This window comes from Pseudomonas sp. P110(2024) (assembly GCF_057480795.1).
The window spans coordinates 97994-112279 of record NZ_JBLIYT010000012.1; the positions used below are offsets into that span (position 1 = coordinate 97994).

Annotated in this window: 12 protein-coding genes; 2 read left to right on the plus strand and 10 right to left on the minus strand. The window is 65.8% G+C overall.

Annotated features, from left to right (window positions below):
* The first annotated feature begins 37 nt into the window (after window positions 1–37).
* Window positions 38–835: a nucleotidyltransferase domain-containing protein gene (locus AC25ND_RS19775; RefSeq protein WP_028690294.1), complete on the plus strand. Its 798-nt coding sequence runs from the start codon at window positions 38–40 to the stop codon at window positions 833–835.
* A gap of 4 nt (window positions 836–839) precedes the next feature.
* On the opposite strand, the gene AC25ND_RS19780 is transcribed toward AC25ND_RS19775, so the two are convergent.
* From AC25ND_RS19780 to AC25ND_RS19805, 6 genes are all read right to left on the minus strand, one after another.
* Window positions 840–1730, minus strand: a complete 891-nt coding sequence (locus tag AC25ND_RS19780) for an alpha/beta hydrolase (protein ID WP_069016301.1) — start codon at window positions 1728–1730, stop codon at window positions 840–842.
* 69 nt (window positions 1731–1799) lie between these two features.
* Window positions 1800–4028 (minus strand): TonB-dependent siderophore receptor, encoded by a 2229-nt coding sequence (locus AC25ND_RS19785; protein WP_486976537.1) that lies wholly within the window; start codon window positions 4026–4028, stop codon window positions 1800–1802.
* 83 nt (window positions 4029–4111) lie between these two features.
* Window positions 4112–5449 (minus strand): HAMP domain-containing sensor histidine kinase, encoded by a 1338-nt coding sequence (locus AC25ND_RS19790; protein ID WP_486976538.1) that lies wholly within the window; start codon window positions 5447–5449, stop codon window positions 4112–4114.
* Window positions 5449–6141: a response regulator transcription factor gene (locus AC25ND_RS19795; RefSeq protein WP_028690298.1), complete on the minus strand. Its 693-nt coding sequence runs from the start codon at window positions 6139–6141 to the stop codon at window positions 5449–5451. Before AC25ND_RS19795 ends, AC25ND_RS19790 begins: the two co-directional genes overlap by 1 nt.
* A 116-nt stretch (window positions 6142–6257) precedes the next feature.
* The gene (locus AC25ND_RS19800) at window positions 6258–7190 is read right to left on the minus strand and encodes a FecR family protein (protein WP_028690299.1); all 933 of its coding nucleotides are present in this window, start codon (window positions 7188–7190) and stop codon (window positions 6258–6260) included.
* Window positions 7183–7722, minus strand: coding sequence for a sigma-70 family RNA polymerase sigma factor (locus tag AC25ND_RS19805; RefSeq protein ID WP_028690300.1), 540 nt, complete (start codon window positions 7720–7722; stop codon window positions 7183–7185). The genes AC25ND_RS19800 and AC25ND_RS19805 overlap by 8 nt, the downstream gene beginning before the upstream one ends.
* A 170-nt stretch (window positions 7723–7892) precedes the next feature.
* Here AC25ND_RS19805 and AC25ND_RS19810 point away from each other — a divergent pair, with 170 nt between their 5' ends.
* Complete coding sequence (locus AC25ND_RS19810) at window positions 7893–10823, plus strand: TonB-dependent receptor (protein ID WP_182323831.1); 2931 nt, start codon at window positions 7893–7895, stop codon at window positions 10821–10823.
* Between the two features lie 248 nt (window positions 10824–11071).
* Here AC25ND_RS19810 and AC25ND_RS19815 read toward each other — a convergent pair whose 3' ends face one another.
* From AC25ND_RS19815 to AC25ND_RS19830, 4 genes are all read right to left on the minus strand, one after another.
* Complete coding sequence (locus AC25ND_RS19815; protein ID WP_486976539.1) at window positions 11072–11770, minus strand: LexA family transcriptional regulator; 699 nt, start codon at window positions 11768–11770, stop codon at window positions 11072–11074.
* Window positions 11771–11965: 195 nt separating this feature from the next.
* Window positions 11966–12493: an inorganic diphosphatase gene (ppa, locus tag AC25ND_RS19820; RefSeq protein ID WP_028690314.1), complete on the minus strand. Its 528-nt coding sequence runs from the start codon at window positions 12491–12493 to the stop codon at window positions 11966–11968.
* Between the two features lie 92 nt (window positions 12494–12585).
* The gene (locus AC25ND_RS19825) at window positions 12586–13401 is read right to left on the minus strand and encodes a M90 family metallopeptidase (protein ID WP_186596806.1); all 816 of its coding nucleotides are present in this window, start codon (window positions 13399–13401) and stop codon (window positions 12586–12588) included.
* A gap of 7 nt (window positions 13402–13408) precedes the next feature.
* The gene (locus AC25ND_RS19830; protein ID WP_028690316.1) at window positions 13409–14056 is read right to left on the minus strand and encodes a DedA family protein; all 648 of its coding nucleotides are present in this window, start codon (window positions 14054–14056) and stop codon (window positions 13409–13411) included.
* Window positions 14057–14286 lie beyond the last annotated feature (230 nt).

Below are 14286 nucleotides of genomic sequence, written 5' to 3' on the forward strand. Positions count from 1 at the left end.
TGGGCGCCCTATGGCGCCCTGTACAAGGAACGAAGACATGTATCAGGACGACCCCCACCCATTGCCCGAGGCCATGCATGCCCGGGTGCTCGATGAATTGCAACGTATCGAGCGCGAGCACGAGGTGAACGTGCTCTATGCCTGCGAGTCCGGCAGCCGTGCCTGGGGCTTCGCTTCGCCGGACAGCGATTATGATGTGCGCTTTGTCTACGTGCCGCGCAACGACTGGTACTTGCGGGTGGACGAGCCTCGCGATGTGATCGAGCGGCCGCTCTGCGACGAACTGGACATCAGCGGCTGGGAGCTGCGCAAGGCCCTGCGCCTGATGCGCGGCGCCAACCCGAGCTTGCTCGAGTGGCTGGGCTCGCCGCTGGTGTACCGCGCCGACGCCGAAGCTACCGGGCGTTTGCGCGAGCTGGGCGAGGCTTTCTACTCGCCGCGCGCCGTGCGCCACCACTACCTGTCGATGGCACGCAAGAACCTGCGCGGCTACCTGATGGGCGAGACGGTGCGTTTCAAGAAGTACCTGTATGTGCTGCGACCGTTGCTGGCGGTGCGCTGGATCGACCAGGGACTGGGCATGCCGCCGACGGCGTTCGCCGCGTTGATGGCGCGTACCGTCGATGACCCGCGGCTGCAGGCGGCGATCGACGCGCTGCTGGTTGTGAAGCGCCGCAGCGGCGAGGCCGAGCACGGACCGCGGGATGAGGTATTGCATGGGTTCATCGAGGCCGAGCTGGCGCGGGCAGGAGAGGCGCGGGAAGTACCGGTGACGAGGGGGGACACCGGGTTGCTGGATGATTTTCTGCGGGACACCGTGCGCCAGGCTGGATGACGGCTCACTGAGCCGACTTGGACATCCTGTCCATCACGAACCACAGCGATGCCGGCAGCATTGGCCCGTGGTCCAGGCCGTCGAATGGCTGGAAAGTCGCTGACAATCCCTTCACTCCGGCCAGACTGGCCACCAGCGCCCGGGCAGGTCGTTGCACATCGCCCTGCAGCGGCCCTCGGGGGTTGGCCGGTTCCCGCGTGCCGCGCATCAGCAGCAGGCTAGGCTGGTGGCTGCCCAGCCGCTCCTGCAACCCTTGCATCTCGGCCACGATGGCGCCGTCGTTCCACCATAACGATGGGCTGGCCGCTGCATAGTCGCTGAACAGCCACGGGCGGGTGAACAGTGTGTGCAGCGTCAACAGCCCGCCATAGGAGTGGCCCCAAAGTGTCTGTCGTTGCGGGTCGACGGGCGCCACAGCGGCGACCATCGGACGCATGCGTTGCTCCAGCAGATCGAGGAATTCATCGGCGCCACCGCTGGCCTGGCCGGTCAGGGGATCGCGTTGCTCGGCCAGCCCGGGCACCACGGGGGTGTAGTCGTAGGTACGGGCGGCACGCTCGATGCGTTGGTCAGTCTGGTAACCGATGGCGACCAGCAGCGGTGCCTGGCCGCCGGCCAGCGCCTGCAGTTGCTCTGGCTCAAGGGCGCTGATGGCGGCGTTGCCGTCGAGCATCCATAGCACCGGGTAACCGCTGGCGGGGGCCGGGCGCCGGGGCTGGCCGATCCACAGGCGGTAATGGCGCTGGCCGTCGCGAGAATCCAGGTCGAGGTGGCTGAAGCGATAGGCCAGGTCCTGGCGCTGCAGCAGGGTCGTGTCCATCTTCTGCTCGGGTTGCGGCTGGGCCAGGGCCGAACCGCTCAGCACCAGTGCCAGGACAAGGGTAAGGATCTTCATCGGGCGTTCTCGTGAGGTCATCCATTGACAGGCCGCCGCGGCATCGTCGGATGCAACGGCGGCACGTGTTCAGAAGGAGGCGGTCAGGCTGGTGTAGAAGGTGCGCCCGGGTTCGTTGTAGGTGGCCGCGCCCGCGCCCTCGATACCGTTCACCGCCTGGGCGTTGCCGGCCCGGTACAGGCGTTTGTCGAACAGGTTGTCGATGCCGGCGGTCACGCTCAGGTTTTTAGTGAGCGCATAGGTGCCGCTGGCGCCGACCAGGGCGTAAGGGGCCACCTGGTCGTTGGCGGTGCCGGTGACCCGTTTGCCCTGGTAGTCGTACTTCTTCGGCGTCTGCTTGCCGTACCACGCCACGCTCAGCTGCAGCGACAGGTCGCCCGATGCTTGCCAGTCGAGCATCGAGTTGAGGGTGTAGGCCGGAGTCACCGACAGGGTCTCACCGGTAGTCTTGTTCTTCGACTGCAGCATGTAGGTGAAGTTGTTGCTCCACTTCAGCTGTTCGCTCAGCGGGATGGTCAGGGTACCCTCGAGGCCCTCGACCAACGCCTTGGGGATGTTCTCCCACTGGTAGAGGGTGGCGTTGGCGTTGGCGCCGACGCCGCCGGATGCCTGTCCGATGCCGCTCAGGCCCGAGTCGATCTTGTTCTTGTAGTCGTTGCGAAAGTACGTCAGGCCGGCGACCCAGCCGTTGTCCTGGAACTCGATGCCCAGTTCCTTGTTGACGCTGGTCTCGGCTTCCAGGTGCGCGTTGCCCTGCAGGTAGCAGCTGGTGCTCTGCCCGTAACAGCCCTGGCCACGGCTGTAGAGCAGGTAGTCGGGGTTGAGCTGGTACAGGTTCGGCGCCTTGTAGGCGCGGGCGATGCCGGCCTTGAGCGTCAGGGTGTCGCTCAGCGCATGGGACAGGTTGAGCGACGGGCTCCAGTTGTCGCCGACGATGCTGTGGTGATCGAAGCGCAGCGCCGGAGTGAGCATGGTGCCGGGCAGCAGTTCGATGTTGTCCTCGGCGAACAGCGAGAAGATCTGCGCCTGGCTGCTGGTGCTGCGGCCGCTGCTGGCCAGGCCGGGCACGCTGCCGCCTTCGCTGGTGGTCTGGGTGTTGGCGCTGGGGTCGTCCAGTTTCTGCTGGCTCCACTCGCTGCCCAGGGTCAGGGTCTGGTCGCGCCAGGCGTGCAGTGGCAGGTTGAGCTCACCGTGGGCGGTCAGGTCGCGCAGCGTCGATGTGTAGAAGTTGGTGTTGCTGAAGATGCCTTCGGTGCCGCCGGCCAGGCCTTCGTTGATGCGCTGGTTGCGGGTCTTCTCGTATTGCAGGAAGGCCATGCTGCTGCCGAAGTCCCAATCGCCACGGTGGGTGATGGCGAAGTTCTCGCGGTAAAGAATGTTGGTCTCCTTGCCGAGCATGCTTTTGACGTTGGCGTTGGAGTTGGTGTTCTGCGTATCGCCCGCGTACAGGTTGCCCTGGCGGCTGAAGCCGGCTTCGAGCTCCAGGGTCTGTTCCGGCGTCAGGCGCCAGCTCAGCAGGCCGTTGAGGTCCTTGTTGCGCACGCCTTCGCGGCCGGCGGGCAAGGTACCGGCCTGGGTGCCGGTGCGCGCGGACTGGTGGCCGGCGTTGATGTCCCAGTCGTCCGCGTCGGTCTTGGCCACGTTGCCGTAGACGCGGTAGCTCAGGGTGTCGGTCAGTGGGCCGTTGAGGCCGAAGCTCACGCGCTTGGTGGCGCCTTCGTCACCGTGCTGCGGGAAGTTCTGGTACACGGTCATGTTGCCGTGGGGTTCGCCCGTCGGTTGCTTGGTGATGATGTTGATCACCCCGCCCATGGCGCCGGAGCCGTAGCGTGCCGCCGCCGGGCCGCGGATCACCTCGATGCGCTCGACCTGGTCGGCCGGCACCCAGTTGGTGTCGCCGCGCGAGTCGCGTTCGCCGCGCCAGCCGTAGCGCACCGAGCTGCGGCTGCTGACCGGCTTGCCGTCGACCAGGATCAGAGTGTTCTCCGGCCCCATGCCGCGGATATCGATCTGCCGGTTGTTGCCGCGCTGGCCGCTGGTGGAGTTGCCGGTCAGGTTGACCCCTGGCATGGTGCGGATGATCTGCGACAGGTCGTTGGCCGGTGGGCGTTTCTGGATGTCCTCGGCGGTGATGACCGACACACCCGGCGCCTGCTTGGTCTCCTCCAGGGCGGTGGCCACTACGTTCTGGCTTTCCAGCACGATCGGTTCTGGCTGGTTGGCGGCCTGTACGGCGCTGCTCAGCAGGCAGCTGGACAGCAGCAGGAAGGGGGCGAGAGGAAGCGGGCGGGGCGACATGTGTGATCTCCGGCACGGCGGGCTGAATTCAAGAAATCACAGATGCTAATAAATCGTATTTGAGAGTAAAGCGCATTAACTTTCTAAACACTTTCGCTTGCCGGCAACAGTAGGTGCAGGCACAGGCCAGGATGCCCATTGCTCGCCCACAGGCGCCCGCCCTGCAGCTCGATGGCGCGCCGGGCGATGGCCAGGCCCAGGCCGAAGCCGGCGCCGCTGCCGGGCAGGCGGCGGTAGGGCTGGAAGATCTGCTCAAGTTCATCCTCTGGTACTCCGGGCCCTTGGTCGCGCAGGCACAGGTGCCAGAAGGCGCCCTCGCGCCAACCGTCCAGGCCGACCCGGCCAATGGCGGGCGAATGGCGGATGGCGTTGCGCAGCAGGTTTTCCAAGGCCTGGGCCAGGCTGTCCAGGTGCGCCTGCACCTGGCAGTCGAGGCCGAGTGAGCAGGGCAGCCGTTCGACCGGCCAGCCGCTTTCGAAGCAGCTGTCCTGGATCAGCGCCTCCCAGACCGAGAGCACCAGTACCGGCTCGGTCGCCAGTTGCGGTTGCTCGGTGTCCAGCCAGGCCAGATCGAGGGTGTCCTCCAGCAGTTTCTGCATGTCGTCCACCTCGCGGTCCAGGCGCTGTCGCAGTTGCTCCGCCGGCAATTCGCTGTCGTGGGCGATGCGCAGGCGCGCCAGCGGCGTGCGCAGTTCATGGGACAGGGTACGTAGCAGCAGGCGTTGCTGGTCGAGGCTTTTGCGCAGGCGCACGGCCATGTGCTCGAAGGCCTGGGCCAGCTCGCCCAGTTCGTCGCGGCGTTCCTGCAGGGGCAGCCTGGGGCCATCCAGGTCATCAGCCCGCAGGGCGTCGGCGCGGTCGCGAAGGCGATTGAGTGGCACGACCAGATGGCGGTACAGCGCCAGGCCCAGCAACAGGGCGAGCAGGGCGGGGGCCACGCCGTGGGTGACTACGTGGGTCCAGGGTGTCAGGCCGGTGGGTAGCAGGTGTTCGGGGAGCTGGATGACCAGGCGGCCGTCCTCGGGGTGTTCGGGGAAGGCAATGCTCACGTATGGCAGCTCGTCCTGCAGGCGCCGGCTCATCGGCCAGTCGAGTTTGCGCATGAAGGTCAGGCGGCTGGCTTCATCGGCGCTCAGCGCGGTAGTGCCTAGGCTTTGCAGATGAGGGCCGATGATGGCGACCCAGGTGTTCTCATCGGCTTCGAGCCGACGGCGCAAGCGTTCCACGCCATCGGCACCTTCCGCGCGCCAGGCCTGCTCGGCCTGTTCGGCGAAGCCGGCGAGGAACACCCGGTCGGCGGGGGCCAGGAAGTAGGTGCTGCGTTCGACCGACAGGCCCCAGGTCCAGATCAGCCAGGTCAGCAGCAGGCAGAAGCACACCTGCAACAGCGCCAGTTTCCACAGCAGCGGATGACGGCGCATCAGGTGTTGCCCGCATCGACCAGGATATAGCCCTGGCCGCGCACGGCCTGGATTTCCAGGTGGCTGGCGCCGATGGCGGCGAGCTTGCGGCGCAGGTTGCACACATGCACATCCAGGCCGCGGTCGAGGCGGGTATAGGCCCGGTGCAGGACGCTCTGGTACAGAAATGCCTTGCTCAGCGCCTCGCCGGGATGGGCTTGCAGGGTCACCAGCAAGCGGTATTCGGAACCGGTCAGCCCGGCACTCTGGCCATGCTGGGCGACATCATGGTTGGCGGTATCGAAGGTCAGCGTGCAGGCATTGCGTGGCATGGACGGGCGCCGGTCCAGCGCCACCCGGCGCAGCAGCGCATCGATCCGGGCATCCAGTTCGGCCAGGCTGAAGGGCTTGGGCAGGTAGTCGTCGGCGCCGCGGGTGAAGCCGCTGATGCGGTCCTGCTCGGCGCCCAGGGCCGACATCAGCATTACCGGTACCGCCTGGTGCCGGCGCAGTTCGTCGAGCAGGCTCAGGCCATCGATGCCGGGAAGCATGATGTCCAGCAGTAGCAGGTCGAAGGGGGCCTGCTGCATCGTGTTCAATGCCTGGGTGCCGTTCTCGCAGGTCCGGACGCTGAAGCCACGGCGCATGAAGTGCTGTTCCAGGTCCTGGCGCAGGCGCGGGTCGTCTTCGGCGAGGAGGAGCTTGGGGGGCACGGGCATGACCTTGATGAGAATTCGTTGCAAATACGAATCATCCCATTGGCGATGGTGCCGGGGCAATGGCCGGATGCTGGCATTTCGTCGCGTGGTTGAGGCCTTTGGCCCCTGTTTCAGCGACTGATGAACATCCCGCCAGCTTCGCCGCGCGCGCGCAGGCCATGGCTCTCGCTCAGCATGGCCAAGGCCAGAGGCAGGTCATCGACCGGGAAGCTGCCGGAGACCCGCAACTCGGCCACGGCCGGGTCGCAGACCAGACGCTGGTCGCTGTAGCGCATCAATTCCTGGGCCCACTGCAACAGCGGCATGTCGTCGACCACCAGCAAGCCATTGCGCCAGGCCAGCTGGGTGTCGCGGGCGATTTCCACCAGGCCGAGCCGGTCGCGGTCGAAGCGCACCTGCGAGCCTGCGTGGATGACGGTGGCACTGCCGGCCTCGGGGGTGACGCGCACGGCGCCTTCATAGACCGCGAGCTGAGTCTCGCGAGGGCGTTGGCGCACGCTGAAGCGGGTGCCCAGCGCCTGCATCAGGCCATGTTCGCTCCGCACCTGCAACGGCCGCGACGGGTCCGCGGCGGTGACGATGTACGCCTCGCCACGGCGCAGGTGCAGCAGGCGCTCCTCGGCCGAATACGCCACTCGCAGCTCGCTGTGGCTGTTTAGAGTGACCTGGGTGCCATCGCTCAGCAGCAGTTCGCGGCGCTCGCCCACTGCGGTCTGGTAGTCGATACCCTCCTGGGTCTGCCGCCATACCCACCAGCCCAGCGGGGCCGCGCCGATCAGCACCAGCAGGCCACGCAGCACGGTGCGACGGCTGCTGTCCTGCGGGCGAACGAGTGTCTGCCGGGCAAGGGTCGGTGGCAGGGTGCCGAGGCGCGTCAGCAGGCGCTCGGCGCGCTTCCAGGCGCGTTCGTGGTCCGGGTCGCGGCGCCGCCAGCGTTCCAGCTCGAGCTGTTGCGCTGGCGTCAGCGGGCCTTCCTGCATCAGCAGCAGCCAGGCGGCGGCCTTGGCGAGCACGGCCTGGGCAATGGCGGGTTGGTCACTCATCGGGCATCTGGCTCAGGCAGGCCATGTAGCCCTCGTGGATGTACTTCTTCACCGTTGGCAGCGCGATGTTCAGGGCCTGGGCAATGTCTTTCTGTTTCATGCCGTCCAGGCTGGCCATCAGGAACGCCTGCCTGACCCGTGGGCGCAGGCTGTCGAGCACCGCGTCGATCTCATGCAGGGTCTCGAGGATGACGCTCTGCTGCTCGGGCGACGGCTGCAGCGCCTCGGGCACCAGCGCCAGCGCTTCGAGCCAGGCCTGCTCCAGCGAATGGCGGCGGCGCCAGCTGACCAGCACGCAGTTGGCGATGCGTGTCAGGTAGGCGCGCGGCTGGCGCAGGGTGTCGGGCTGGTTGCTGTCGCGGCTGGCGAGCAAGCGCACGAAGATGTCCTGGGCCAGATCGTCGGCCACGCCGCGCCCCCAGGAGCGCAACCGGTACGCCAGCCAGCCGCGCAACCAGGCGTGGTGCTCGATATACAGCGTGGTGACGGCGCAGTGCTTGGCGGGCCGCGGCGGGGACTTGAAAAGGGTCATGGCTGGGAGGCGTCAGGGCGCAAATGCAAACAATTATCACTAGATTTGGTTAAATCACAAGATCCAGTGAAAATGCGAATCGCACGCATATACCTTTTTCGCCGTCATGCGACAGAAGGGGTGCAAGCCCGCATCGAGTGCCGGGCACTGACCTCACGAGCGAGAAAAGCATGCCCGCAATTCGTCGGCTTTCCCCTGTTTCGCGTCCTTCGCAACACTTGTCCCCGATCAGCTTCGCCGTGCGTTGCGCGATGCTCGGCTGCCTGATGGGCACGGCTTCGACCCTGGCCCAGGCCGCCGATACCCCGGCCGTGGCGTCCACCCGGCTCGACGATGCCACGCCGCGCGACTACGACATCGCCCAGGGGCCGCTGGGCACCGCGCTGGGCGTGTTCGCCAGCCAATCGGGCCTGCTGTTGTCCTATGACCCCGAGCTGACCCGCGGCCGCGCGGCTCCGGCGCTCAAGGGGCGCTATACCGTGCAGGAAGGGGGCCGGCGGCTGCTGGCCAACAGCGGCCTGCAACTGCTGCCGAACGCGCGGGGCGCGTACATCCTCATCCCACAGGCCCAGGCATCGGCGACAGCGACGGAATTGACGCCGACCATGGTCGCGGCCAGCGAGCTGGTTGACCCGCAGCGCGACACCTACCGCGCGCCGCGCTCTACGGTGCACCTGTCGCGCGAAGACCTCGACCGCTTTAGCACCGTTTCGGTGGGCGACATGCTCAAGGGCGTGGCCGGCGTGCAGGTGGGCGACAGCCGCAACGGTGGCGCGCTGGACGTCAACATCCGCGGCATCCAGGGGCAGAGCCGGGTGGCGGTCAGGGTCGATGGCTCGGAGCAGGCGGTGGATGTCTACCGGGGCTACGGCGGTACCCAGCAGCGCAGCTACATCGACCCCGACCTGATCAGCAGCGTCACCGTGAACAAGGGCCCCAGCACCCGCTCGGGAGCGATCGGCGGCTCTGTGGAGATGAAGACCATCGGCGTCGAGGACATCCTGGTCGATGGCAAGGATGTCGGCGTGCGCCTGACCGGCAACTTGTGGAACAACGGCGTGGAGCCCGAGCACCGCAACCGCAACGCCAGGGACGAGGACCTGAGCGCGGTACCGCGCGACCAACGCGGCAGCCTGTTCGGCTCCAAGGCCGAGTCCGGCAGCGCCGCCTTCGGCTACTCCCATGAACGCTTCGACCTGGTGGCGGCCTATGCGCACCGCAACCAGGGCAACTACTTTTCCGGCAAGAAGGGCCAGGACCGCTACCGGCTCTACGACCGCGACGGTGACGAACAGCCGAGCGTCGCCAACACCTACAACGCCGGCGAGGAGGTGCTCAATTCGTCGTCCGAGACCGACTCCTACCTGCTCAAGACCACTTGGCGGCTGGCCGACGACCATACCCTGGACCTGGGCTACCGCCGGTTCGACGGACACATGGGCGAGATCATGCCGTCGGACATCTTCCGCTACGGTACCGCCGGCATCTACCAGTACCCCACCAGCGAAATCCGGATCGACACCTACACCGCCCGCTATCACTACCTGCCCGAAGGCAATCCGTGGGTAGACCTCACCAGCAGGCTGTGGCTGACCGACTCGAAGACCAGTACCTTGAGCGCGGCCTGGATGGCGCCCAAGTCGCAGCTGTACCGTACCGACCGCGCCTGGTCCCGCCAGGACAATCGCCGCATCGGCGGCGACCTGAACAACGTTTCGCGCTTCACCACGGCCCATGGCGATTTCAAGCTCGACCTGGGCGGCGCCTTCCAGCTCGAAGACCTGCAGCCGCAGAAGAGCGTGGTCTCCACCCAGCATGACATCAACGCCAACCGCATGCTGCGTGACGCGTCGCGCCAGGAGTTCAGCTTCAACGGCAACCTGGAATTCAAGCCCACTGAAACGCTGACGCTGTGGGGCGGCGGTCGCTATGCCCACTACCAGACCAAGGACAACACCGTGCTGGCCGAGGCGCGCCGCGAGGAGCGGGAAATGCGCTGGATCACCGCCAGCAGCCCGGGGCACTGGGGCAGCATGATGTGGTTCCCCGACCAGAACGGCCAGTACACCGACGCCACCGATCCACGCCTGAACAACGGCATCGTCTTCGAGAACAGCAACGAGCCGTTCAATGGCGTGCCGTTCAACGAGTCCGGCGCGACCAACGTGGAGGTCCACCCCGAAGGCATCAGCAACGTGGTCACCGGCTACGACTATACCCCGCAGGGCAAAAGCCGCGGCGGTGGCTTCGCACCGGCCTTCGGTATCAATGTCGAGTTCCTCCCGGACACCTTCGTCTATGCCTCCTACACCGAAGGCCTGCGCCTGCCGTCGCTGTTCGAGACCAGCCAGGGCACCCAGCAGGTCACCCCGGGCAAGCACCTCAAGCCCGAGCGCTCGCGCAGCTGGGAAGTGGGGGTGAGCGCCTTGCGCAGCGACCTGCTGATCGCCGGCGACGAGGCGTCGGCCAAGCTGGCCTGGTTCGACAACGACATCAAGAACTACATCACTCGTTACTACGACCCGAGCCCAGGCCTGTGGGGCCAGATGACCTTCAGCAACACCGACAGCTTCCATACCCGTGGCCTGGAACTGCAGTCGCACTACGATGCCGGGCGCGTGTTCGCCGACCTTTCGGCCACCTACTACCTGATGACCGAGACCTGCGACGCGGCCTTCGCCGCCAAGCTACGCGCCAGCGCCAATCGGTATCAGCGCACCCACGACACCCCGGACTGCACGTCGGGCAGCTACATGGGGTCGTACACCAACACCCAGAACCCGCCGCGCTTCTCGGCCAACCTGCTCGGCGGGATGCGTTTCTTCGACGAGGCACTGACCGTGGGCGGGCGCATGACCTACAGCTCGGGGCCCACCGCGCAGATGGATAAGCCCTGGCAGACCGGCGCGACCACGCCGCAGATCGACTACCGCTCGGTGGCGTTGTTCGACCTGTTCCTCAAGTACAAGCTGCTGGAGCACACCGAGCTGAATGTATCGGTGCAGAACCTGACGGATCGTTACTACCTGGACCCGCTGGCGCAGAGCTTCATGCCTGCACCGGGGCGGACCTGGCGGGTGGGGATGGTGGCGCGTTTCTGAGGGGCGCGCAGCTGCTCGGCAGGCATTAAAAAGCCGGCTTGTGGCCGGCTTCTCGGGGACGGTCTTGGCTCATTTTTGATAAGCCGCAACCGCCTTAAACGGTTGGCAACATGGCCTGAAAAAGATGGCGGACGGCTGTGTGAGGCGTCGCCAGGCCCTCTGGAATGCGGCTTGCACCATCAGGGGGCGTGATGTGCGGCGTAGCATACCCGTGTGTGCGACACATGCCCAGCAAAAAGTGAGGTGCTTCAGGCGGGGCGTGCCGGGCGCAGGCTTGACCACCAGAACACCCAGCCGAGGATTTCCACGTTCTGCACCCGGCGCTGATAGGCCGTATAGCGTTCGCTGGGGTGGTTGAGGCGGTCATGGCTGTGCAGGCACAGCGTGCCGTTGTGGCCAAGGGTGAGGTGCTGTACCCGCAGGCGGCCGTTGTGCAGCAGGGCGTAGCATTCGCCGTCGACCACCCGGGTGCAGTCGCGGTCGATGGCCAACAGGGCGCCCTGGGGCAGCAGCGGTGTCATGTTGTTGCCCGGCATGCCGAGGCAGATGGCCATTTCGGCGCTGACCTGCACGCACTCCAGGGCTCTCCGGGGTATTGGCTGGTAGTGCCCTGGTACGGCTATCAGTTTGCCTTCCCGTACCTGGTGCAATGGCAGGTGGAGCAGATCTGTGTCAAGGGCTTGCAGCGGCGGCGGCAGGGCCAGGTTTGGCGTTGCCGTTGATGCGGGGGCCAGTGGCGTCGGATGTTTCGCTCCCTCGCCACTGCGCAGCCAGCGCCTGCGTACGCAAAACAGGTCGGCGATTTCATCGAGCCGGGCCTGGGGTACGCCGCGCTTGAACCAGTTGTTGACGTGTTGCGGTGTAACTTTGCGCTGTGCGGCAAAGTCGGAGGGGGTCAGGTTGCACTCCAGTAGGAGGGCTTTGAGACGGTCACCGGATGTTTTCATGGTGCCGAGTCTATAGGCCCTCGAACGGTGTGGAAATCAACCCGATGTCGAGGGAGTTTGTAGGAAAAATGGCGGTTTGTAGGGTGGTGCCTAGGACTAGGTGAGAAGTTTCGCTTTATGTCTGGGTGATGGTTGATTCTCTTGGCGAGCGCCCACAAAAAACCCTGCAGAAGCAGGGCTTTTCGTGTTTCAGGCTCAGCCCTTGTAGGCAGCGACCGATTTGGTGATCGCGGCGCGGGCGGCGTCGGCGCCTTCCCAACCTTCGATCTTGACCCACTTGCCCTTCTCGAGATCCTTGTAGTTCGCGAAGAAGTGTTCGATCTGCTGGATCAGCAGGGCTGGCAGGTCGGTGTATTCCTTCACGTCGACGTACAGCTGGCTCAGCTTGTCGTGCGGTACGGCGATGACCTTGGCGTCGCCGCCGCCGTCGTCGGTCATGTTCAGCACGCCGACCGGACGGGCGCGGATCACCGAGCCTGGAGCGACTGGGTACGGGGTCACGACCAGCACGTCCAGCGGATCACCGTCGTCGGCCAGGGTGTTGGGGATGTAGCCGTAGTTGGCCGGGTAGAACATCGGGGTGGCCATGAAACGGTCGACGAACAGGGCATCGCTGTCCTTGTCGATCTCGTACTTGATCGGCGCGTGGTTGGCCGGGATTTCGATGGCGACGTAGATGTCGTTCGGCAGGTCTTTGCCGGCTGGAATCTTGCTGTAGCTCATTGGGCAATGCCCCCGTGTTTGATCAAAAAAGTGGCGGCGATTATAGGCATATTCCCACGGTGGGTGCCACGCCCGGCCTGATGTGCGGGCGTTCAGGCGTGGCGTTCCCGGTAGTCCGGGTGTTCGGCCTGCAGTCGCGTCAGGCGCTCGAGCGGGTCCTGGCGGTAGAACAGCGTCAGCTGCTGGTAGACCTGCGGCCAGGCCTGGTGCAGCAGGTCGGGGGCGCTGAAGAAGTATTCGCTGGTAACGGCGAAGAATTCGGCCGGGTTTTCCGCGGCGTAGGGGTCGATGGCCGTTTCGGCGTCCGGGTCGGCATCGAGCTGGCGATTCATCGCGTCATAGGCCTGTTGCATGGCCTGGGCCCAGTCTTCGACACGCATGCCGTGGTGCAGCGGCGGCAGGCCGTTGGCATCGCCGTTGAGCATGTCCAGCTTGTGCGCCAGTTCGTGGATCACCAGGTTGTAGGCTTCCCAGCCGCCGCTGGCCAGCACGCCGGGCCAGGCCAGGATCACCGGGCCCTGCTGCCAGGCCTCGCCGCTGTGCTCGGCGTCCCAGACATGTTCGACGCCGCTGGCATCGCGATGGCGCTGGGGGCTCTTGAAATCGTCGGGGTAGAGGATGATCTCGTGGAAGCCCTGGTACCAGTTCAACTCGCCCAGGTGCAGCAGCGGCAGCTGGGCCTGGGCGGCGAGGAACAGGCGCTGCTCGTCGTCCAGCTCGACGCCCGCCAGGGTGGTCAGGTGTTTGTCGTGCAGGAACAGCACGCTGGCTTCACGCAGCCAGCGGTCTTCATCGTCGCTGATGCCGTCCAGCAGCGGCAGGCGATCGCGGATCACCTGCCACATGTGCGGATCGACTGGATAGCGGGCCAGGGTGCGCCGGCGGCGCCAGGCGCTGAACGACCACATGCGCCGGTCAGTGGGCCTTGGCCGTGCGGCCGAAGCGACCGCGCAGCAGGCCGAGGATCATCGGCACCAGCGACAGGATGATGATGCCGACCACCATCAGCGACAGGTGCTGCTTGATGAACGGCACGTTGCCGAAGAAGTAGCCCAGGGTCACCAGGCCGCCGACCCATAGCAGCGAGCCGGCCACGCTGAACGCCAGGAAACGCGGGTAGTGCATGTGGGCGATGCCGGCGACGAACGGCGCGAACGTGCGCAGGATCGGCAGGAAGCGCGCCAGGGTGACGGTCTTGCCGCCGTGGCGTTCATAGAACTCGTGGGTGCGCTGCAGGTAGTCCCGGCGGAAGATCTTCGAGTTGGGGTTGCGGAACAGGCGTTCGCCTGCGGTGCGCCCGATCACGTAGTTGGTGCTGTCGCCGAGGATCGCCGCGGCCATCAGCAGGCCGGCCAGCAGCACCGGATCCATGCCGCCACCGGCGGCCACGGCGCCGGCGATGAACAGCAGCGAGTCGCCCGGCAGGAACGGCATGACCACCAGGCCGGTCTCGCAGAAGATCACGGCGAAAAGGATGGCGTAGATCCAGGGACCGTAGTTGTTGACCAGCAGGTCGAGGTAGGCATCGAGATGCAGGATGAGGTCCAGCGGGTTGAAATCCATGTACAGCACCTGTGTTCTTGACCCGCTTCTACGGGCGCGCGATGACGGACAGTGCCATGGTTGGGGACGGTTTACCGGCTAGGCGGGTAACTTTTCGCACATGACAGGAGGGGGATTATACGGCGAAGTCCGGATTGTGCCCGGAGAGTTTGTAGCGGAGCGTTACGACAGAGTCACTGGGCGTCGTGGGGGAGCGTTTGCTGTAACGCGGTTCCTGTGGGAGCGGTCGT